Annotated in this window: 23 protein-coding genes; 10 read left to right on the forward strand and 13 right to left on the reverse strand. The window is 68.7% G+C overall.

What is annotated here, in order from left to right; translation table 11 throughout:
• Window positions 1-34: 34 nt before the first annotated feature.
• Window positions 35-577 (forward strand): copper chaperone PCu(A)C, encoded by a 543-nt coding sequence (locus AB0P21_RS03285; RefSeq protein WP_363693431.1) that lies wholly within the window; start codon window positions 35-37, stop codon window positions 575-577.
• The gene (locus AB0P21_RS03290; RefSeq protein WP_363693432.1) at window positions 574-1761 is read left to right on the forward strand and encodes a Dyp-type peroxidase; all 1188 of its coding nucleotides are present in this window, start codon (window positions 574-576) and stop codon (window positions 1759-1761) included. The genes AB0P21_RS03285 and AB0P21_RS03290 overlap by 4 nt, the downstream gene beginning before the upstream one ends.
• Here AB0P21_RS03290 and AB0P21_RS03295 read toward each other — a convergent pair.
• The 6 genes from AB0P21_RS03295 to AB0P21_RS03320 all read right to left on the reverse strand — a co-directional run bounded on the left by AB0P21_RS03295 (window position 1758) and on the right by AB0P21_RS03320 (window position 6597).
• Complete coding sequence (locus AB0P21_RS03295) at window positions 1758-2105, reverse strand: peptidase inhibitor family I36 protein (protein WP_363693433.1); 348 nt, start codon at window positions 2103-2105, stop codon at window positions 1758-1760. The genes AB0P21_RS03290 and AB0P21_RS03295 overlap by 4 nt on opposite strands.
• A gap of 74 nt (window positions 2106-2179) precedes the next feature.
• Window positions 2180-3022: a hypothetical protein gene (locus AB0P21_RS03300; RefSeq protein WP_363693434.1), complete on the reverse strand. Its 843-nt coding sequence runs from the start codon at window positions 3020-3022 to the stop codon at window positions 2180-2182.
• A 39-nt stretch (window positions 3023-3061) separates the two neighbouring features.
• Window positions 3062-4747, reverse strand: a complete 1686-nt coding sequence (locus AB0P21_RS03305) for a Mur ligase family protein (protein WP_363693435.1) — start codon at window positions 4745-4747, stop codon at window positions 3062-3064.
• Between the two features lie 2 nt (window positions 4748-4749).
• Window positions 4750-5526: an enoyl-ACP reductase FabI gene (gene fabI, locus AB0P21_RS03310; protein WP_363694412.1), complete on the reverse strand. Its 777-nt coding sequence runs from the start codon at window positions 5524-5526 to the stop codon at window positions 4750-4752.
• 22 nt (window positions 5527-5548) lie between these two features.
• Complete coding sequence (gene fabG, locus AB0P21_RS03315; protein WP_363693436.1) at window positions 5549-6253, reverse strand: 3-oxoacyl-[acyl-carrier-protein] reductase; 705 nt, start codon at window positions 6251-6253, stop codon at window positions 5549-5551.
• A 131-nt stretch (window positions 6254-6384) separates the two neighbouring features.
• Window positions 6385-6597, reverse strand: a complete 213-nt coding sequence (locus tag AB0P21_RS03320) for a dodecin (RefSeq protein WP_270130378.1) — start codon at window positions 6595-6597, stop codon at window positions 6385-6387.
• Window positions 6598-6670: 73 nt separating this feature from the next.
• Between AB0P21_RS03320 and AB0P21_RS03325 the strand changes: the two genes are divergently transcribed.
• The gene (locus tag AB0P21_RS03325) at window positions 6671-6982 is read left to right on the forward strand and encodes a DUF3099 domain-containing protein (protein ID WP_363693437.1); all 312 of its coding nucleotides are present in this window, start codon (window positions 6671-6673) and stop codon (window positions 6980-6982) included.
• 208 nt (window positions 6983-7190) lie between these two features.
• Window positions 7191-7412, forward strand: a complete 222-nt coding sequence (locus AB0P21_RS03330) for a hypothetical protein (RefSeq protein ID WP_363693438.1) — start codon at window positions 7191-7193, stop codon at window positions 7410-7412.
• Window positions 7413-7480: 68 nt separating this feature from the next.
• Here AB0P21_RS03330 and moaA read toward each other — a convergent pair whose 3' ends face one another.
• On the reverse strand, window positions 7481-8497 hold the full coding sequence (gene moaA / locus AB0P21_RS03335; RefSeq protein WP_363693439.1) for a GTP 3',8-cyclase MoaA: 1017 nt from the start codon (window positions 8495-8497) through the stop codon (window positions 7481-7483).
• A gap of 69 nt (window positions 8498-8566) precedes the next feature.
• Here moaA and AB0P21_RS03340 point away from each other — a divergent pair, with 69 nt between their 5' ends.
• Entirely contained in the window at window positions 8567-9343 is a 777-nt protein-coding gene (locus AB0P21_RS03340) for an SURF1 family protein (protein ID WP_363693440.1), read from the forward strand.
• Window positions 9344-9518: 175 nt separating this feature from the next.
• A complete protein-coding gene (locus tag AB0P21_RS03345; protein ID WP_363693441.1) occupies window positions 9519-10274 on the forward strand; it encodes an SDR family oxidoreductase in 756 nt (251 codons plus the stop codon).
• 9 nt (window positions 10275-10283) lie between these two features.
• On the opposite strand, the gene ligD is transcribed toward AB0P21_RS03345, so the two are convergent.
• Complete coding sequence (gene ligD, locus AB0P21_RS03350; RefSeq protein ID WP_363693442.1) at window positions 10284-11363, reverse strand: non-homologous end-joining DNA ligase; 1080 nt, start codon at window positions 11361-11363, stop codon at window positions 10284-10286.
• A 159-nt stretch (window positions 11364-11522) separates the two neighbouring features.
• Between ligD and AB0P21_RS03355 the strand changes: the two genes are divergently transcribed.
• The 3 genes from AB0P21_RS03355 to AB0P21_RS03365 all read left to right on the forward strand — a co-directional run bounded on the left by AB0P21_RS03355 (window position 11523) and on the right by AB0P21_RS03365 (window position 14122).
• The gene (locus AB0P21_RS03355) at window positions 11523-13118 is read left to right on the forward strand and encodes a M4 family metallopeptidase (RefSeq protein WP_363693443.1); all 1596 of its coding nucleotides are present in this window, start codon (window positions 11523-11525) and stop codon (window positions 13116-13118) included.
• A gap of 132 nt (window positions 13119-13250) precedes the next feature.
• Window positions 13251-13670 carry a peptide-methionine (R)-S-oxide reductase MsrB gene (gene msrB, locus AB0P21_RS03360; protein ID WP_363693444.1) on the forward strand — a complete coding sequence of 140 codons (420 nt, stop codon included), beginning with the start codon at window positions 13251-13253 and terminating at the stop codon, window positions 13668-13670.
• Between the two features lie 26 nt (window positions 13671-13696).
• Complete coding sequence (locus tag AB0P21_RS03365) at window positions 13697-14122, forward strand: SMI1/KNR4 family protein (protein WP_363693445.1); 426 nt, start codon at window positions 13697-13699, stop codon at window positions 14120-14122.
• Window positions 14123-14126: 4 nt separating this feature from the next.
• Here AB0P21_RS03365 and AB0P21_RS03370 read toward each other — a convergent pair whose 3' ends face one another.
• Window positions 14127-14510 (reverse strand): VOC family protein, encoded by a 384-nt coding sequence (locus AB0P21_RS03370; RefSeq protein ID WP_363693446.1) that lies wholly within the window; start codon window positions 14508-14510, stop codon window positions 14127-14129.
• On the reverse strand, window positions 14507-15208 hold the full coding sequence (gene hemQ / locus AB0P21_RS03375; protein ID WP_363693447.1) for a hydrogen peroxide-dependent heme synthase: 702 nt from the start codon (window positions 15206-15208) through the stop codon (window positions 14507-14509). The genes AB0P21_RS03370 and hemQ overlap by 4 nt, the downstream gene beginning before the upstream one ends.
• 88 nt (window positions 15209-15296) lie before the next feature.
• On the opposite strand from hemQ, the gene AB0P21_RS03380 reads away from it, so the two are divergent.
• Complete coding sequence (locus AB0P21_RS03380) at window positions 15297-15917, forward strand: DUF4328 domain-containing protein (protein ID WP_363693448.1); 621 nt, start codon at window positions 15297-15299, stop codon at window positions 15915-15917.
• On the opposite strand, the gene hemG is transcribed toward AB0P21_RS03380, so the two are convergent.
• The 3 genes from hemG to hemE are packed head-to-tail and all read right to left on the reverse strand — an operon-like array spanning window position 15850 to window position 18841.
• Window positions 15850-17271 (reverse strand): protoporphyrinogen oxidase, encoded by a 1422-nt coding sequence (gene hemG, locus AB0P21_RS03385; protein ID WP_363693449.1) that lies wholly within the window; start codon window positions 17269-17271, stop codon window positions 15850-15852. The two genes, AB0P21_RS03380 and hemG, sit on opposite strands and share 68 nt — an antisense overlap.
• A 12-nt stretch (window positions 17272-17283) precedes the next feature.
• Window positions 17284-17769 carry a GNAT family N-acetyltransferase gene (locus tag AB0P21_RS03390; RefSeq protein WP_363693450.1) on the reverse strand — a complete coding sequence of 162 codons (486 nt, stop codon included), beginning with the start codon at window positions 17767-17769 and terminating at the stop codon, window positions 17284-17286.
• Entirely contained in the window at window positions 17762-18841 is a 1080-nt protein-coding gene (gene hemE / locus AB0P21_RS03395) for a uroporphyrinogen decarboxylase (RefSeq protein WP_363694413.1), read from the reverse strand. Before hemE ends, AB0P21_RS03390 begins: the two co-directional genes overlap by 8 nt.
• Between the last annotated feature and the right edge of the window lie 69 nt (window positions 18842-18910).

Consider the following 18910-nt stretch of genomic DNA (forward strand, 5'->3'; position numbering starts at 1 on the left):
GAACTCGGGTGGGGTATGCGTCGTTGGCTTGTCCGTGAAGACGAAGCTGCTGATGGCCGGGCTGGCCGTCGCCCTCCCCTTTCTGCTGTCCTCCTGCGGGTCCTCGGATGCCAAGGGCTCGGATGCACCGCCGACGCAGGCGGCCGCGACGACGCCCGGCGTGCTGGTTGAGGACGCTTGGGTGCGCGCGACGGTCGGCGCGAAGGACACCTCGATGACGGCGGCGTTCATGGCGTTGACCAACCCCGGCAAGTCCGACATCTCGTTGACCTCGGCAACCTCTCCGGTGGCCGGGATGGTGCAGATCCACGAGATGGCGATGAAGGACGGCAAGATGGTGATGCAGGAGAAGGCCGGTGGCATCAAGGTGCCGGCCGAGTCGCACGCGCACCTCAAGCCGAGTGGTGACCACGTGATGCTGATGGGGCTCAAGCAGGCGCTCAAGCCGGGTGACGAAGTACCGATCACGCTGAAGTTCTCCGACGGCAGCTCGCACGATCTGACCGTCGCGGTGAAGGCGTTCACCGAGGAGGAAGAGCACTACCACCCGTCGGAAACGCCGAGCACCACCCCTTGACCGGACGCCCGTCCCGGCGGCAGCTCTTCGGGTACGCCGGAGCTGCCGCCGCGGGCGCCGCCGTCACCGGCGGCGTGGTTGCCCTGAGCAACGAACCGGCTGCCCAGCCGACCGCTGCCGCCGGCCCGGAGGCCACCCGCGTCATCAGCCCGTACGGCGATCACCAGCCGGCCATCGCGGCCGCTTCGCCGAAGCACGCCGAGCTGGTCGCGTTCACGCTGTTGGCCGGCACGGACAAGGCCGACCTCGGCCGGTTGCTGCGCACCTGGACCAGCGACATCGTCGCCCTCAGCGCCGGTCGCCCCGCCCCAGGGGACACCGCACCCGAGCTGGCCGTACCGGGTGTCACCCTGACGGTGACGGTCGGCTTCGGCCCGAAGGTCTTCGGCTTGAGCGGTCTCACCGACCGCCGCCCGCAAGGGTTCAGCGATGTACCGGCGATGTCGCACGATCGCCTGCAGCCCGGTTGGACCGGAGGCGACCTGCTGATCCTCGTCGGCGCGGACGACGCCGTGTCGGTCGTGCACGCCGTACGACGGCTGGTGGCTGATGCTGCGCCGTTCGCGAAGCCGCTGTGGCGACAGACCGGCTTCTGGAACAGCACCGCCCCTGACGGCAAACCAGTCACCGGCCGGAACCTCTTCAACCAGGTCGACGGCACCGGCAATCCCGCGCCGGGCACACCGGAGTTCAACAGCACCGTCTGGACCGAGGACGGCGGTACGACGCTCGTCGTCCGGCGCATCAAGCTCGACCTCGACACCTGGGACGAACTCACCCGCTCCGAGCAGGAGCGCTCGGTCGGCCGCAAACTCTCGAACGGCGCCCCGGTGACCGGCACGGCCGAGCACGACGAGCTCGATCTGGAGAAGCGGGACGCCGACGGCCGCCTGATGATCGCCGAGAACGCACACGCGCGACTGTCGCACCACTCGGAGAACGACGGCCGGCGGATCTTCCGCAAGGGCCTCAACTACGTGCAGGACACCGGCGCCACCCGCGAGTCCGGGCTGATCTTCCTGAGCTACCAGGCCAACCTGGTGAGCCAGTTCCTCCCGCTGCTCGCCCGCCTGGACGCGGCCGACGCCCTGAACGAGTGGACCACCACGATCGGCTCAGCCGCCTTCGTGATCCCACCGGGGTTCAGCAAAGACGGCTGGCTCGGTCAAGGCCTGCTGAGTTAGCCGGCGCGGAAGCTCAGGAACTTGGTGCTCGGGTAGCTGTGGAAATTGTTGGCCGGCTCGAGGTTCGCGGGACCGGTGCAGTTTGCGGTCCGGTACAGGTAGATGTCCTTGGTGCTCCAGTTGAACAGCGAGCCGGGGACGAAGGGGAGCACCGTGCAGGACTTGCTCGGCGAGGCGTAGTGGACGCTCCGGCCGCTGAACGACGTGGTCTCGTAGAAGCAGGCGACGCCCTGGACACAGGCGCCGGAGTCAGCGGTCTGGTCCTGGTACGCCGAGGCGGGAGTGATGCCGACCGCGACAACGGCGGCGGCAGCGGTGGCTCCAAGGACGAGGCGAAGTTTCACGAAAGATCCTCCGGGTGGGATTGCGTATTCCCTGACCCGCACAGCCTATGGTTGATCTTTCAGTCAAGCAGTCTTCACCGGCGTGCCGGGAGCAGCCGGCGCTTCGGCTCCTCGCGGTCGATCCAGTCCAGGTCGTCGGACAGAACGGCATCGTTGCTGCGGCCGTCGTCGGCGCCAGGAGCGGGCGGAGGCGGCGGCAACGCGCGGACCTTCAGCGCGACCATCGGGATCGCCAGCAGCACGGCCAGGACCAGCCAAGGCCAGTACTCACGCAGCAGCGGCTGGAAGGCGTCGAAGAACGCGTCGGTGCCTGCGGTGATTGCATCGTCCGTCGATCGCCCCTTGGCTGCGGTGATCGCCTGGATGCCGTCAACGATGGCGAACGACGTGAGGTAGAAGGCAGACAGCGGCAGCCACGAGTACGCCGAGGGCCAGCCGCGCCGCCAGCAGGCGGCGTACAGGAGGATGGTGAGGCCGATCGCGACGAGCAGTCCGTTCAACTGCCACAGCCAGCGCCAGTCCTGCAGTTCGTCGGCGGGCCGCAACGCATACCAAGCGACCGGCACCGACAACGCGAAGGCGGCGAGCACCGTACTGCGGTTGCCCAGAGCACCGAAGAACGCGCCGACGACACTTGCCACCAGCAACGTCACCAGCAATCCCTTACTGGACAGGGAATATCCGCTCAACCACCAGGCGCCACCGGCAACAACCAGGACCAGCGGTACTACGATCCGCACCCGGCCGACGATCAGACCGGCCAGCACTCCCCCGGTGAATCCACCCAGCACGAGCAGATCGAGCCGGGTTCCGACGAAGGTGGTCGAGCCGGCCGGCAGCCCGTTCAGATAGCTCGGCGCGAAGCCGGCCACGAACCAGACGGCGACTGCCGCCGGTATCGACCACAAGTAACGCATGCAGAACCCCGATCCGCCCCGGGCGGTGGGGACCCGGGATTAGTGCTGTGCTCGTTCGACCTTCGCCTTCAAGGTCTCCGGGTTATCGACGGTAGCCCCCTCGGACCGCAACCAGGCGTCAAGACTCGCCCGATCCTGCAAAGCCATCACCGCGACCACGTCACCGGCCTGCGCCTCGCGCACCAGCGCCTGCGCCGCCTCGAGCTCGGTCGGGAAGGACGGTACGTCGTCCACGCCGACCGAACTGGTGCCTTCCCGGAAGACGGCCTCGAGCTCGGCCGGCGCCCGGCCGCGCAGGTAGTCGCCCTTGTGGCCGATCACCACCCGGTCCGCGCCGCGGGCGCCGATCGCGCCCATCGCCGAGACCATCTCGTCGGCCCGGTCCCCCGGCGATCCCAGCGCGAGCAACAGCCGTCCGCCGGGCTGCCGGACGCCGTTCATGATCTCGATCAGCGCCTCCAGGCCGGCCTCGTTGTGCGCGAGGTCGATCACCACGGTGAAGTCGCGGACGGAGTACATGTTCATCCGGCCCGGGTTGTTCTCCGACGGCGAGAACGTGCTCAGGCCCTCGATCACCGCGGCCCGCGGCAACCCGAGGCCGAGTGCGGCCGAGGCAGCGGCGAGGGCGTTCTCGACGTTGTAGTGCGACAGCCCGGACAGCGTCATCGGGACGTCGACGACCTTTAGCAGCGGCTCGGCGTCACTGGCCTGGTCGAGCACGGTGATGAACCCGTCCAGCACCGTGGTCGCCCGGCCGCCTTCGTCCAGCACGCTACGGATCGACGGCGAGTCGGGATCGCGGGAGAACACCCAGCTCTTGGCCGGTGAGTCGAGCCGCATCGCGAACGTCCGCGGGTCGTCGCCGTTCACCACGCACCAGCCGCGCGGGCGGGTGATCTTGGTGATCACGGCCTTCACCTCGGCGAGCTGGTCGACGGTGTCGATCCCGCCCAGTCCGAGGTGGTCGGCGGTGACGTTGGTGACGACCGAGACATCGTTGTAGGCCACGCCGACGCCGCGGCGCAGGATGCCGCCGCGAGCCGTCTCGGTGACGGCCAGCTGGACACCCGGCTGCGACAGCACCTGACCGGCGCCGCTCGGGCCGGAGAAGTCGCCGTACTCGACCAGCTTGCCGTCGAAGTACACGCCGTCGGTGCTGGACCAGCCGGTGTGCAGGCCGGCCGCGCGACCGATGTGCGCGATCATCCGCGAGGTGGTCGTCTTGCCGTTCGTGCCGGTGACGGCGACGACCGGGATCTTCGGGCGCAGCGTGGGCGGCGCGTTGCCGGCCGGCTCGTTGCGGACCCGATCGCCGACACTGGCCACCAGCTCAGGCAGCTCGTCGGTGCCGAAGGCGTCGACCACCTCGACGATCGCCATCGCGAGCGCGCGGGCGCGACCCTCGTGCGCCCACGGGAACGCCACCACCAGCCGGTGTACGTCGTTCTCGGAGCGGACCCGTACGCCGATCCGCCCGATCCCCGCCTCGCGGGCGATCCGGCGCAGAATGTGCCCGACCACCCGGACGGCGAACCGCTGCCGGAAGCCCGAGCCGATCCGCCCGGGCCGGGTCGCGCCGAGCCCGAGGGCCTGCGCATAGGCCTTGGCGGCCGGAGCCGGGGCGTCGATCAGAGCCGACAGGTCGAGCGTGAGCTTGATCGCTGCCCGGCTGAAGTACAGGTTGGCCCCGTCGAGGACGCGGAGCTCTACCAAGGAGGTGGACACAGCTAGGCACCCATCGCGTGAAAGCCGCCGTCGACGTGGATGATCTCGCCGGTGGTGGAGGGGAAGAAGTCACTGAGCAGAGCAACGATCGTCTTGCCGGTCGGCTCGAGGTCGGCCGGGTCCCAGCCGAGTGGGGCCTGGTCCAGCCACGGGCCCTCGAACTTCTCGAAGCCCGGAATCGCCTTGGCGGCCAGCGTCTTCAGCGGGCCGGCCGAGACCAGGTTGCAGCGGATCCCCTGCGCGCCCAGGTCGCGGGCCAGGTAGCGCGAGGTCGACTCCAGCGCCGCCTTCGCGACCCCCATCCAGTCGTACCCCGGCCAGGCCACGCTGGCGTCGAAGGTCAGGCCGACGACGCTGCTGCCCCGGCTCATCAGCGGCGCGCACGTCACCGCCAGCGACTTCAGGCTGTACGCCGAGACGTGCACCGCGCGGGACACGTCGTCCCACGGACCGTCCAGGAACTTGCCGCCGAGGATCGTCTCGGGGTTGCCGTAGGCAATGGAGTGCACGACCCCGTCCAGCCCGTCGACGTGTTCGCGGATCGCGTCCGGCAACGCCGCCAGGTGGGCTTCGTCGGTGACGTCCAGCTCGATCACCGGCGGTGTCACCGGCAGCCGGCCGGCGATCCGTCTGGTGATGCCCAGCGCCCGGCCGAAGTTCGAGATCAGCACCGTGGCGCCTTGTTCCTGCGCCACCTTGGCGGTCGCGAAGCCGATCGAGGAGTCGAGCGTCACGCCCGCGACCAGGATCCGCTTGCCATCGAGGATGCCCACCGGCATGCCCTTTCTCACGAAGAAGTTGTCAGTGACCCATGCCGATGCCGCCGTCCACCGGGATCACCGCTCCGGTGATGTACCCGGCTTCGTCCGACGAAATCCACCGGACGACGTTCGCGATCTCCTCGACCTGGCCGAACCGGCCGAGCGGGATCTGGCCCAGGTACTGCTTCTGGGTCTCCTCCGGCAGTACGGCGGTCATGTCGGTCTCGACGAAGCCGGGAGCGACCACGTTGGTGGTGATCCCGCGGCTGCCGAGCTCGCGCGCCATCGAGCGGGCCATCCCGATCAGGCCGGACTTGCTGGCGGCGTAGTTCACCTGGCCGGGCGAGCCGAGCAGGCCGACCACCGAGGAGATGAACACGATCCGGCCGCGACGCAGCCGCAGCATCCCCTTGGCCGCCCGCTTGGCGACCCGGAACGAGCCGGTCAGGTTGGTCTGGATGACCGAGTCCCAGTCGTCGTCGGTCATCCGCAGCAGCAGCGTGTCGCGGGTGATCCCGGCGTTCGCGATCAGCACCTCGACCGGGCCGTGCTCGGCCGCGATGGTGTCGAACGCGACGTCCACCTGGGCGGCGTCGGTGACGTCGCACTTGACGCCGAGGAAGCCTTCCGGCGGCTCACCGCTGCGATAGGTGACCGCGACCTGGTCGCCGGCCTCCTTGAAAGCGGTCGCGATGGCCAGTCCGATGCCCCGGTTGCCGCCGGTGACCAGTACCGATCTCGCCACGTTTCCATCTCCTCACAGATTCACGTCCGCCGCCGTACGACGCTGCCGCACGAACGGTATCTCCCGACCCCGCCGGTACTGCGAACCGGGCGGCCCCGGCGGTTCGCAGTATCCCGGTCAGCAGGGTGGGATCAGGAGTCCTCCAGCCGGAAACCGACCTTCAGGCCGACCTGGTAGTGGTCGATGGCGTTGTCGACGATGTGACCGCGGATCTGGGTCACCTCGAACCAGTCCAGGTGCCGCAGCGTCTCCCCGGCCCGGGAGATCGCGTTCGTGATGGCCGCGTCGACGCCCTCTTTGGAGGTGCCGACGAGTTCGGTGACGCGGTAGGTGCGATCGGTCATGTCCGTTCCCTTTCGCCTGAGTAGGTCGCAACTTCTGCGGCGACGTACCGTTGGGTGTTGGTGAGGAGAATAGATGCCGAAACGACGTGAACGCGGCGGCGCAACAGTCATCACGGTGACGGATGCGCAGCCCGGCCGGTCGGAGGACCTGGAGTCCAGGATCTTCCGGTACGCCTGGATGATGTCGCTCCGTGTGGTGTGTTTCATCGGAGCCGTGATCGTCCCATCCCCGTGGCGCTGGATCCTGCTGGTCGGCGCCGTCTTCCTGCCGTCGGTGGCGGTCGTGCTGGCCAATGCGCACCGAACGGCCAAGGTCTCCGGCGGTGAGGTTTACCTGCCGCCGGCCCGGCCCGAACTCGGTTCGGAACACGACACCGAAAAGTGATCTGCGTCGGGACTGGATTCTCATGACGGATCCGTGTCAGAATCTGCGTGCTCTGAAGTTCACGGATGAAATTCAGGGTGTTGATGCGGCGTCGGACGGCTCCCCCCGTGGCTGTCCGACGTCGCTTCATTTTGCCCAGGCTATTGATTATTGAGTGGTCAGGAACAATTGCCCGACCCGACCGGAATGGCCTCCAGGAGACCCCGCTGTGAGCGATGACGTGAACACCGACGAGGGTCTGCCGACCGTCTGCTCTGCAAGGGGATGCGGCCAACCGGCGACCTGGTCGCTGCTGTGGAACAACCCCAAGATCCACACCCCCGACCGGCGCAAGACCTGGCTGGCCTGTGACCAGCACAAGGTGAGCCTGTCGGACTTCCTCGGCGCGCGTTCTTTCCTGCGCGAGGTCGAGCCTTTCCCGCAGCCGTAACCGGTACTCGTTACCGGGCTTCGGCGTGCGTTACACCGGAAAAAGTAAATTTCCGGTTTAGAAAGGGTTCAGCCGCCGATCGCGGACATCGGCCGGACCGGCTGCAGGAAGCTCGGATCGTTGATGCCATGGCCGGGGAGTTTGCCACGCATAGCGCGCCGCCAGCGGTCCGCCAGCTCCGCGTCGTCGGCACCCGCGCGCAACGCGGTCCGCAGGTCCGACTCGTTCCGCGCGAACAGACAGTCACGGACCTGGCCGTCGGCCGTCAGCCGGACCCGGTCACAGTCTCCGCAGAACGGACGGGTGACGCTGGCGATGATGCCGACCGTGGCCGGTCCGCCGTTCACGGTGAAGGACTCCGCCGGCGCGCTCCCCCGGGTGGCCGCATCCGTCCCGGCCAGGTCGAAGCGGGCGGCGAGCAGTTCGAGGATCTCGTCGGCCGTGATCATCTGATCGCGGCTCCAGCCGTGCTGGGCGTCCAGCGGCATCTGCTCGATGAACCGCAGTTCGTAGTCGTGGTCGAGGCAGAACTGCAGCAGCTCGGGCGCCTGGTCGTCGTTCACGCCCCGCATCAGGACGGCGTTGACCTTTACCGGCCGGAGACCGGCCTCGTGAGCGGCTGCCAGCCCGGCCAGGACGTCCTTCAGGCGGTCGCGCCTGGTGAGCTCCAGGAAGGTGTCCTGGCGGATCGTGTCGAGGCTCACATTGACCCGGTCGAGCCCCGCCTCGCGCAGCGCTTGCGCCTGGCGGGCCAGACCGATGCCGTTGGTGGTGATCGAGACCTGTGGGCGCGGCTCGAGTCGCGTAGTACGGGTGACGATGTCAACGACGCCGCGGCGCAGCAGCGGCTCGCCGCCGGTGAAGCGGATCTCGTCGACGCCGAGGTGGTGCACGGCCACCGAGACCAGCCGGACGATCTCGTCGTCGGTCAGCAGTTCCGGCTTCGCCAGCCAGTCCAGGCCCTCCTCGGGCATGCAGTAGGTACAGCGCAGGTTGCAGCGGTCGGTCAGCGACACCCGGAGGTCGGTCGCCACCCGGCCATAGTTGTCTGCCAGTCCGAGCGGGGTCGTGCTGGGCGCTGTCACGAGCCCCAGCCTACGTCGCGCCCGGCAGCCGCCCGCCGGGTATTTCGGTGGATGGCCTAAGTTCGAACTGTGCGTCGTCTGATGAATGTGCGGTGGATCACCGCCGCGCTGGTGATCCTGCTGCTCGCCGGCGCGTGCGTCGAGCTCGGCCGGTGGCAGCTGCACCGGCTGGATTCCCGCAAGGCGCACAACACGGTGATCCGAACGAACCTGGCCGCGCCGGCCACTCCATTGGCCGAGATCGTCGGTCCGCAGCGGGTGGTCGGCGAGGCGCACGACTGGCGTACGGCGACCGTCACCGGCCGGTACGACGCCACCAAACAGGTCGTCCTGCGCTATCGCAACGTCAACGACCGGCCCGGATTCGAGATCGTCACGCCGTTGCTGCTGTCCGACGGCACGGCCGTCCTGGTGGATCGCGGTTTCCTGCCCAAACAGGGCGGCGAGTTGGCGCCGGCGACGATTCCTGCGGTTCCGACCGGTGAGGTCACCGTGACGGGCCGGCTCCGGCGCAGCGAGCGCGGTGGGCACACCAACGGCGGTACGCCGTCCGAAGGCACCGCCCGGCTGATCAACGGGCCCGAGTTCGCGACGGCGCTCGGGCTGACGCTGTACGACGGCTATCTGACGGTGGACAAGCAGGAACCTGCCGCCGATCCGGCCTTCAAGGGGTTCCCCGGACCGGAGATCGATGGCGGGCCGCACTTCTTCTACGCCATGCAGTGGTTCCTGTTCGCGCTGTTGGCGATCGGCGGGCTGGTCTACTTCTCCCGCCGCGACGTGACCACCGAACAGCCGCCGACTGTTGCCGCTCACAACGAAGATGTGGCGCAGACCACTACCTGAGGCCTGTTGCCTGCGGCCACCACCGGCGTGTCGGCCGTTCACAGCAAGGAAATCCGCGGTCCGACGCTGACGGCAACTTCTGCCTGCTGAGACGCGAGTCCATCAAGTGAGATCGATGCCACCTCCCGCGGCGCGCGCTCCGGCGAGATGGCGCGACGTGAGGCAGGATGGTGCCGTGGACCTCGGACTTCGCGATCGCATCTATATCGTCACCGGCGCCAGTGGCGGACTCGGCTACGCAACAGCGAAAGCCCTGGCCGCGGAGGGCGCCAAGCTGGTGATCTCCAGCCGCAGCGAGCAAGCGATCTCGCGGGCGGCCGCGGAGCTCGGCGAGAACGTCGTCGGCATCCCGGTGGACAACGCCGACCCGGAGAGCGCCGAGCGGCTGGCCGCGACCGCGATCGCCAAGTGGGGTGCTCTGAACGGCGCCCTGATCAGCGTCGGCGGGCCCCGGCCCGGCACTGCGATGGACACCGAAGAGGACGACTGGCGTGCAGCCTTCGACAGCGTCTTCCTGGGCGGCCTGCGGATCGCCCGCTCGGTCGCCCGGGCCGGCACCGACGGTACGTCGATCGCCTTCGTACTGTCGTCCTCGGTGAAGTCGCCGATCAACGGCCTGGCGATCTCCAACGGCCTGCGCCCCGGACTCGCGATGATCGCCAAGACCCTGGCCGACGAGCTCGGCCCGAACGGTGTCCGGGTGAACGGGTTGATGCCCGGCCGGATCGCGACCGACCGGCTCAAGGAGCTCGACGGCAGGTCGGCCGACCCGGACGCGGCCCGGCGTACGGCGGAGAAGACCATCCCGCTGCGCCGCTACGGCAAGCCCGACGAGTTCGGCCGGGTCGCCGCCTTCGTCCTCTCCCCTGCCGCGTCCTACCTGACCGGCGCCATCATCCCGATCGACGGCGGCGCGCTCCGCAGTCTCTGACGGCCGGAGTCACTCCTCCGAATCCGGCGCTGGGTCCTTGGGCCGGTCCCGGTCCTTCGATGGCTGGACGCGCTTCGGCTCGCCGGGCATCTTCGGGTACTCCGGTGGGTAGGGCATGTCGCCCTCGCCGAAGTCGCGTTCGTGCTTGGCGGACAGCTCCAGGAGCGATTCGAGTGAGAATGCCTTCTCGCCGACGGCCGCATGCAGGTCGCCGACCTCGGCGAACCGGGCCGGCATGGTGAGCACATCGAAGTCGTCAGGCACCACCTCGGAGACCTCCTCCCAGCGCAACGGCGCCGAGACGCGGGCCCGCTCGTTGGGACGGACCGAGTACGCCGACGCGATGGTGCGGTCGCGGGCCATCTGGTTGTAGTCGATGAAGACGCGCTCGCCGCGCTCCTCCTTCCACCAGTTGACCGTCACCTGGTCGGGCATCCGGCGGGACAGCTCGCGGCCGACGGCGATCACGGCACGACGGGCCTGGATGAAGTCCCAGCGGGGCTCGATCGGGACGTACACGTGCAGCCCGCGGCCACCCGAGGTCTTCGGGTAACCCTCCAGGCCGTGCTCAGCCAGCAGCTCACGCAGTACCGGAGCGACTAGCGCGGCGCTCTTGAAGTCGGTGCCGGGCTGCGGGTCGAGGTCGATCCGCAGCTGGTCGGGCGAGTCCAGCTCGGGGCGGCGTACGGGCCAGGGGTGGAAGGTCAGGGTGCCGAGGTTGACCGCCCAGGCGACCACGGCCAGCTCGGTCGGGCAGACCTCGTCGGCGGGCCGGCCGCTGGGGAACTTGATCGTCGCGGTCTCGACCCAGTCGGGGGCGCCCTTGGCGACCCGCTTCTGGTAGAACGCGTCGCCCTTGTTGTCCATCCGGGTGGACAGCTTCGCGCCCTCGAACCAGCCGCCGGGCCAGCGCTCCAGCGTGGTCGGCCGGTCCCTGAGCGCGCCCAGGATGCCGTCGCCGACCGCGACGAAGTAGTTCACGATGTCCAGCTTGGTGAGGCCCCGGTCCGCGAAGTACGGCTTGTCCGGGTTGCTCACCCGGACGGTCCGTCCCGCGATCTCCAGCTCGATTGCCTTGGTCGCCGCCATGGCGTGACGCTATCGCCCGGCGGGGACAAAATGCCGTCCGCAGCACAGGAAAGGGAACTTTTCTCAACCCCTGGCCACCCTGGGTAACTGGGCGGTAACGTGCCAGCACCTCGTTCCTGGGGCGTGAGGCCCCCGGGACACCCTTGAAGGAGCGCGAGGATGAACAAATCCGCCCTGCTCGCCGCTGCCACCGCAGTGGCGACCGCAACCGCCCTCGGGCTCACCGGCGCCACCACGGCCACCGGCGCGCCCACGGCCGACCCGGCCCCGACCCCCGCCACCGCGGTCGTCCGGGCCAAGGCTGCGATCTCCGGGAATCTCGGCACCCTGAAAGCCACCACCGCCGACGCCTTCATGGTGAAGGACGTCATCGTGGACGCCGACGGCTCCAGCCATGTCCGGCTGGACCGGACCATCGGCGGCCTGCCGGTGCTCGGTGGCGACGTCGTCGTGCACCAGGCGAAGGACGGCGCGTGGAAGGGCGCCAGCCTGACCCTCGACCGGTCCGCGAACGTCGGCCGGACCCCCAAGATCAGCAGCACCACCGCCCTTGCCAAGGGCGTCGCCGGCAGTCTCAAGGCCGAGGGCAAGCCGTCCCTGGTGATCGAGGCCCGCAAGGGCGCGCCGCGGCTGGCCTACCTGGTCACCAGCGGCGGCACGCAGGCCGACGGCACCCCGAGCCACATCACCACCACCGTCGACGCGCTGACCGGCGCCAAGCTGGTCAGCGAGCAGCACATCGAGACGGCCACCGGTGACGGCAAGAGCCTGTACTCCGGCACCGTGCCGCTCGACACCACCGCAGTGACGGGCGGGTTCAACCTGACCGACGCGGTCCGCGGCGGTGGCACCACTCTCGACGCGCAGAACAAGACCGACTCGATCTTCTGCCAGATCCTGCAGATCGGCTGCCCGGTCGCGGCCAAGTTCCTGGACGCGGACAACCACTGGGGCACCGGCCTGAACACCGACCGGGCCTCGGCCGCGGCGGACGCGCACTACGGCGCGGCGACGACGTTCGACTACTACAAGCTGGTGCACGGCCGGAACGGCATCTTCAACGACGGCAAGGGCGTCCCGAGCAGGGTGCACTACGGCACCAACTACGTGAACGCGTTCTGGGACGGCAAGAAGATGACGTACGGCGACGGCGACGGCGTCGTCGCGGGCCCGCTGGTCTCGATCGACGTGGCCGGCCACGAGATGTCGCACGGCGTCACCTCGGCCACCTCAAACCTGACCTACTCCGGTGAGTCCGGCGGCCTGAACGAGGCCACCAGCGACATCTTCGGCACCGCGGTCGAGTTCTACTCCAACAACGTCAACGACCCGGGCGACTACTACATCGGCGAGGAGATCATGAAGGACCGCCCGGCCCTGCGGTTCATGGACAAGCCGAGCAAGGACGGCAACTCCAAGGACTGCTACTACGCCGGCATCGGCGACATCGACGTGCACTACTCCTCGGGGGTGGCGAACCACTTCTTCTACCTCGCCTCCGAGGGCAGCGGCGCCAAGGTGATCGGCGGCCTGCAGCACAACTCGCCGACCTGCAACGGGTCGACCGTCACCGGCATCACCCAGGCCAAGGTGGCCAAGATCTGGTACCGCGCGCTGACGACGTACTTCACCACCGGTACGACGTACGCGCAGGCCCGGGCCGGCACGCTCAGCGCCGCCACCGACCTGTACGGCGCCAACAGCCCGGAGCGGGCCGCCGTGGCCGCTGCCTGGTCCGCGGTCAGCGTCAACTGATCCGCTGATGTCGCCGGGGCCTGTCCCACTGGGGCGGACAGGCCCCGGCGATTGCGGCTGTCTCGATTGCGGCTGTCTTACGTCACACCGGCCCGGCGGGGTTTTGGTTGACCGGCCGCCGATACTGGGGACATGACTGATAGCACCAGGCAGTACGCAGTACAGAAGTCCGATCAGGAGTGGCGGGCCACCTTGTCGCCGGCGGAGTTCCAGGTGCTTCGCAAGGCCGGGACCGAGCGGCCGTTCACGGGTGAGTACACCGACACCAAGACCGTCGGCGTCTACAAGTGCCGGGCCTGCGACGCGGAGCTGTTCCGCAGCGAGAACAAGTTCGACTCGCACTGCGGCTGGCCGTCCTTCTTCGCCCCGCTGGCCGAGGACCGGGTCGAGTACATCGAGGACCACGACCTCGGCATGAAGCGGGTCGAGGTCCGCTGCGCCAACTGCGGCTCGCACCTCGGCCACGTCTTCGAGGGCGAGGGCTACGGCACCCCCACCGACCTCCGCTACTGCATCAACTCGGTCAGCCTCTCCCTGGCCCCGGCCGAGTAACACCCCGCTGGCACATACTGTGCGCCATGTGGATCGAGAAGATCAGTGGTTTGCTGCCCGAGGTGACCTTTCGCGAGCCGGCTGAGGCCGAGGCGTTGGCGGCCTGCGAGAAGGCCCTCGGGCACGAGTTGCCTGATGCGCTCAAGGAGTTGTTGCTGGCCAGCGACGGCGTCCAGGGCGCGTGGAGTCTCGACGTCGTCTGGCCGGTCGAGCGGATCCAGGCCGACAACCTGTACTTCCGCGGCGACGCCGACTTCGCCGAGCTGTACATGCCGTTCGAGCCGTTGATCTTCTTCGGGGACGACGGCGGCGGCGACCAGTTCGCGTTCGTCCGCCGGGGTGGGCGGTCTGACGTGTTCCGCTGGAACCACGAGGACGACAGCCGCAAGTGGGTCGCCAACAACCTCGAGGACTACCTCAAGCGGGTCGGCGACGAGACGATCGAGGACTGACGGCTCAGATCGGGGTCGCGAGAGCGACCGGGTTGTTGTCGGGGTCGGTGACGTAGGCCTGGCGTTCGCCCCAGGGCATGGTGGCCGGTTCCTGGAGGATCGGGTGGCCGGCGGCGCGGAAGGTCTCGACGGTGCTCTCGACCGAGTCGACGTAGACGAACAGCTCGAAGCGGGCGGCGGTGCCGACGTTGATGCCGAGCTGGGCCTCGGGCCAGCTGGAGTCAGCGATGCCCAGCGATGACTCGCCGCGCTCGAGGCCGACGTAGTGCGGGTCGCCTTCCAGCGGGAACTGGTAGCGCGACTCGTAGCCGAGCAGGGCGTAGAACTCGACCGATCGCCGGACGTCGGTGACGTACAGGACCGGGAACGCCTTGCGCTCGGTGGTCACGCCAGGTTCGCGATCAGGTCACTCAGCTCGGTCCGCTTGCCGGTGTAGAAGGGGACCTCCTCGCGGACGTGCCGCCGGGCCGTCGACGCGCGCAGGTCGCGCATCAGGTCGACCATCCGGTGCAGCTCGTCGGCCTCGAAGGCCAGCATCCACTCGTAGTCGCCGAGCGCGAACGACGCCACCGTGTTCGCCCGTACGTCGGGGTACGAGCGCGCCATCTTGCCGTGCTCGGCCAGCATGAACCGGCGCTCCTCGTCCGGCAGCAGGTACCACTCGTACGACCGCACGAACGGGTAGACGCAGATGTAGCCGCGCGCCTCCTCGTCGGCCAGGAACGCCGGGATGTGACTCTTGTTGAACTCCGCCGGCCGGTGCAGCGCGAGCTGCGACCAGATCGGCGCCAGGTGCTTGCCGAGCCGCGAGCGGCGCAGTACGTGGTAGGCCTGCTGCAGCGCCTCCGAGGTCGGCGCGTGCCACCAGACCATGAAGTCGGCGTCGGCACGGAAACCCTCGACGTCGTACCAGCCGCGGATCACCACGTCCTGGTCGGCGCCGAGCTTGGCCAGCTGCTCGTTCAGCTCCGCGGCCAGCTCCTCGCGGTCGACCTCACCGAGTGGCGACTCCACCTTGAACACCGACCACATGGTGTAGCGGATCACATTGTTCAGCTCGCGCGCCTTCGGCTTCGTCTCGGTCACGCTGCCATTGTCGCCAATGCGTTCACGCCGCCTTGCACCCGGGTTGGCCCTAGGCTCCGCCAGTACAGGTACACGAGAGGAAATCTCCATGAGCAGACTGCCCAGAGCGGCGTCGGTCCTGATCTGGCTGGCCACCCTCGCCCAGGTTCTGCTCGCAGTCGCCGACTGGCGCGACTATGCGGTGTACGCGGACAATCCCCAGGACTGGGACTGGGAAGCCATCCGCGCGGCAGACGTGATCCCGAGCGCCGCCACCTTGGTAGCGGCCGTCGTGTTCATCGTCTGGCTGCGCCGGGCCCGCGACACCTCGGAGCGGCTCAGCACGGCGCCGCACCGGCACGGCCGCGGCTGGGTGATCGCCGGCTGGCTGATCCCGGTCATCTCGCTCTGGTATCCCAAGCAGATCGTCGACGACATCATCACCGCCAGCACTCCGGCGAATGAGGAGTCGCAGGCGGATTCCCGCGGGATCCAGATCTGGTGGGGCACCTGGGTCGCCACCGTGCTGCTCACTGCGCTCCCGCTCGACCCGTCCAACGAGCCGACCACCCGGGACCTCCTCCTGGCAGCACTGAACTCAACCGTCACAGCCGTCCTGACCGTGGTCTGTGCGGTCTATGCCGTCCGGGTGGTCCAGCTGATCACGAACCTGCAGACCGAGAGGCCTGCAGATGTGCCTGCACCCGGCCTGCAGCCTTTCCAGCACTAGCCACGCAGGCAGCGATCCCCACACCCCGGTACGCCGCTCCGCACACCGCAAGCCCCGGCTGATCGGCAACAGCCGCCTCTACTCGGGCAACCCGGTCCAGGTGCCCCACCGCGTACTGCGGAAGCCCACCACCCCACCTGGTCACCAGTGACCCAACTACCGGCGTCTGCAGGCCCACAGCAGTGCGCAGGTCAGCAGCAGCGAGTGCAGTCAGCTCTTCATCCGACCGCTGCAACACGTACTCCTCACCAAGCCGCCCGACCGAGCAGCGCAGTACTGCGAGGTCTCCCCCGGCGTCAGCGGACCACTGCCACTTGGCATGCGAGTAGGTGGACGCCTTAATCGTGCGCCCCTCCACCGACGGCACCAGGAAGCCAGAGCCAGTAGCCGTCTCCGGCCAGCCCTCCTTGCGTACTGCGAGCGTGACAATCGCCATACTCGCGTACTCGATCGCTCCCAGCTCCGCAGCCGCCTGCGGCACCACCTCGGCCAGCATCCGACCCGCTGGTGAGGCAGGGACGGCTACGACCACCGCATCCCCCTGCAGCAACGTCGGGGCCGGCACCGGTCCGGTCTCCAGCTCGTAGCCGCCTGCAGTACGACGGATGCGCCGTACCGTCGCGTTGCGATGGATCTGCACACCGCGGGCCAGCAGATCAGTCTCCAGCGCACTGATCAGCCGGTTGATCCCACCCTTGATGCCGGCGAAGACCGGAGTACCAGCAGCATTCCGCCTGTCCCCGGCCTCGCGCAGCTCAGCCATTGCCGCCAGCAAGCTCGGCGCGGTCCGCAGCTTCGCATACAGATCCGGTACCGCCGCCGCCAGCGAGATCTCCTCGGCGCGACCGGCATAGACCCCGCCCAGCAGCGGATCGACCAGCTTGTCGGTGACGGCTGCACCCATGCGCTCGGCAACGAACCGCCCGATCGACACGTCCTCGGTCAAAGCAGGTGCCGTCAGCTCAGGCTCCTGCGCGACTGCCGCAGCGCCGTCCTCCCCGAGGACATCGACCGTCGCGGCGGCATCCGACGGCACGCCCATCACCGTGGGCGGGATGACCCGGATGCGGTCGCCGATCCACAGCCCGGCCGAGATCGTTGCCGGGTGCACCACGTCGTCGCCCAGCCCAACGGCTCGGATCAGCTCGACAGCCTCCGGGCGGCGAGCGAGTACCGACTCAGCCCCGAGGTCGACCGGAATGCCCTCCAGCGAAGCGCCGGCCAGCTTCCCGCCCAACCGCGGCGACGACTCCAGCACGGTGATCTTCGGCGGATTCGCTCCGGTCGCCAGCGCGTGCGCCGCGGCCAGCCCGCTGATCCCGCCACCTACGACAACTACCGACTGACGCTCCACGACCCCATCAGATCAGACGGTCAACGACCGGCTGTAGGTGAGGCCCGGGCGACCGCCGTACTCCTTCTCCCCGACCTCGACGAAACCCGCCCGCGCCAGCACCGCGCGAGAGGCGGCGTTGGTGAGGTTGGTCCCCGCGCGCAACTCCTTCAATCCGTACTCACGCGCAGCCAGCTCGCACACCGCGAGCACACCTGCCGTGGCCAGCCCGCGACCGGTGGCGTGCTCAGCGATCCGGTAACCGAGCTCGGCCGAGCCGTCGGCGACGTCGACCAGATTGACCCGCCCGACCACCCGGCCGTCGTCCTCCACCAGAACGTGGAAGTGCAGCTCGCCCGCATCCTGATCGGCCAGCAGCTCGGCATGCCGGGTGACGAACTCCTCGAAGTAGGCGTCACCGCGATCGGAGACGTGCGAGGCGAAGTACGCCCGGTTCTCCAGCTCGAAGGCCAGCAGCGCGGGAGCGTGGTCCACCCGGAGCCTCTCCAGCTCAGGCACGCTTCGACTTCTGCTGGACCGCCTTGACGATCTTGTCCAGCACCTCGGGGTCGGTGGTCGGCGGGACACCGTGGCCGAGGTTGAAGATGTGCCCGGGCGCCGCCTTGCCCTCGGCCAGGATCCGGTCGATCTGCGGCTCGATGGCGTCCCAGCCGGCGATCAGCAGGGCCGGGTCGAGGTTGCCCTGGACCGGCTTCGGCGCGCCGCTCGCCGCCGTGATCCGGCGTACGGCCTCGTCCAGCGGCACCCGCCAGTCGACGCCGACGACATCCGCGCCGGCCTCGCTCATCAGGCCGAGCAGCTCGCCGGTGTTCACCCCGAAGTGCAGCCGCGGTACGCCGTACTGCGCGAGCGCGTCGAACACCTTCGCCGAGTGCGGCTGGACGAACTCCGCATAGTCGCGCGCCGACAAGCCGCCGGCCCACGAGTCGAACAACTGGATCGCCGAGGCACCAGCCTCGATCTGCACCGACAGGTAGGCGATCGCGACATCGGCCAGCCGGTCGGCCAGCGCGTGCCACAGCTTCGGGTCGCCGTGCATCATCGCCTTGGTCTTGGCGTGGTCCTTGCTCGGCCCACCCTCGACCAGGTACGACGCGACGGTGAACGGCGCGCCCGCGAACCCGATCAGCGGAGTACCGCCGAGCTGCTGGACCAGCTCCTGCACCGACTCGGTGATGTAGGAGACATCGGCCGGCGTCACCGGGCGGACCGGCTCGAGGTCGGCCAGTGACTTCACCGGCGAGGCAACCACCGGGCCGACGCCCGGCTGGATCTCGAGGTCGACACCGACGGCCTTGAGCGGCAGCACGATGTCGGAGAAGAAGATCGCCGCGTCGACGCCATAACGGCGTACCGGCTGCAGCGTTATCTCTACGACGAGGTCGGGCCGCATACAGGACTCGAGCATCGTGGTGCCTTCGCGGATCGCCCGGTACTCCGGGAGCGAGCGACCCGCCTGGCGCATGAACCAGATCGGCGTGTGCGGGACCGGCTCACCTCGGGCGGCCCGCAGGAAGGCGGACTGCGTGGCAGCCGAGGAAGGCTGCGGGAGAGCATCGGTAGCGGTCAGTGAATGAGCAGGTTGCGTCGCGGGCACAAGGACGATGATCCCATGCCCGCAAGCTGTTACCGGCGCGTC

The sequence above is a fragment of the Kribbella sp. NPDC056861 genome (assembly GCF_040687575.1).
GTDB lineage: Bacteria > Actinomycetota > Actinomycetes > Propionibacteriales > Kribbellaceae > Kribbella.

What these genes read in the sequence shown, in the direction of transcription:
- AB0P21_RS03300 (WP_363693434.1), bottom strand. Translation starts at nt 3,022, where the DNA reads ATGCGTTACTTGTGGTCGATACCGGCGGCAGTCGCCGTCTGGTTCGTG.
- fabI (WP_363694412.1), bottom strand. Translation starts at nt 5,526, where the DNA reads ATGCCGGTGGGCATCCTCGATGGCAAGCGGATCCTGGTCGCGGGCGTG.
- AB0P21_RS03320 (WP_270130378.1), bottom strand. Translation starts at nt 6,597, where the DNA reads ATGACCGATCGCACCTACCGCGTCACCGAACTCGTCGGCACCTCCAAA.
- AB0P21_RS03325 (WP_363693437.1), top strand. Translation starts at nt 6,671, where the DNA reads ATGCCGAAACGACGTGAACGCGGCGGCGCAACAGTCATCACGGTGACG.
- ligD (WP_363693442.1), bottom strand. Translation starts at nt 11,363, where the DNA reads ATGGCGGCGACCAAGGCAATCGAGCTGGAGATCGCGGGACGGACCGTC.
- AB0P21_RS03355 (WP_363693443.1), top strand. Translation starts at nt 11,523, where the DNA reads ATGAACAAATCCGCCCTGCTCGCCGCTGCCACCGCAGTGGCGACCGCA.
- msrB (WP_363693444.1), top strand. Translation starts at nt 13,251, where the DNA reads ATGACTGATAGCACCAGGCAGTACGCAGTACAGAAGTCCGATCAGGAG.
- AB0P21_RS03365 (WP_363693445.1), top strand. Translation starts at nt 13,697, where the DNA reads ATGTGGATCGAGAAGATCAGTGGTTTGCTGCCCGAGGTGACCTTTCGC.
- AB0P21_RS03380 (WP_363693448.1), top strand. Translation starts at nt 15,297, where the DNA reads ATGAGCAGACTGCCCAGAGCGGCGTCGGTCCTGATCTGGCTGGCCACC.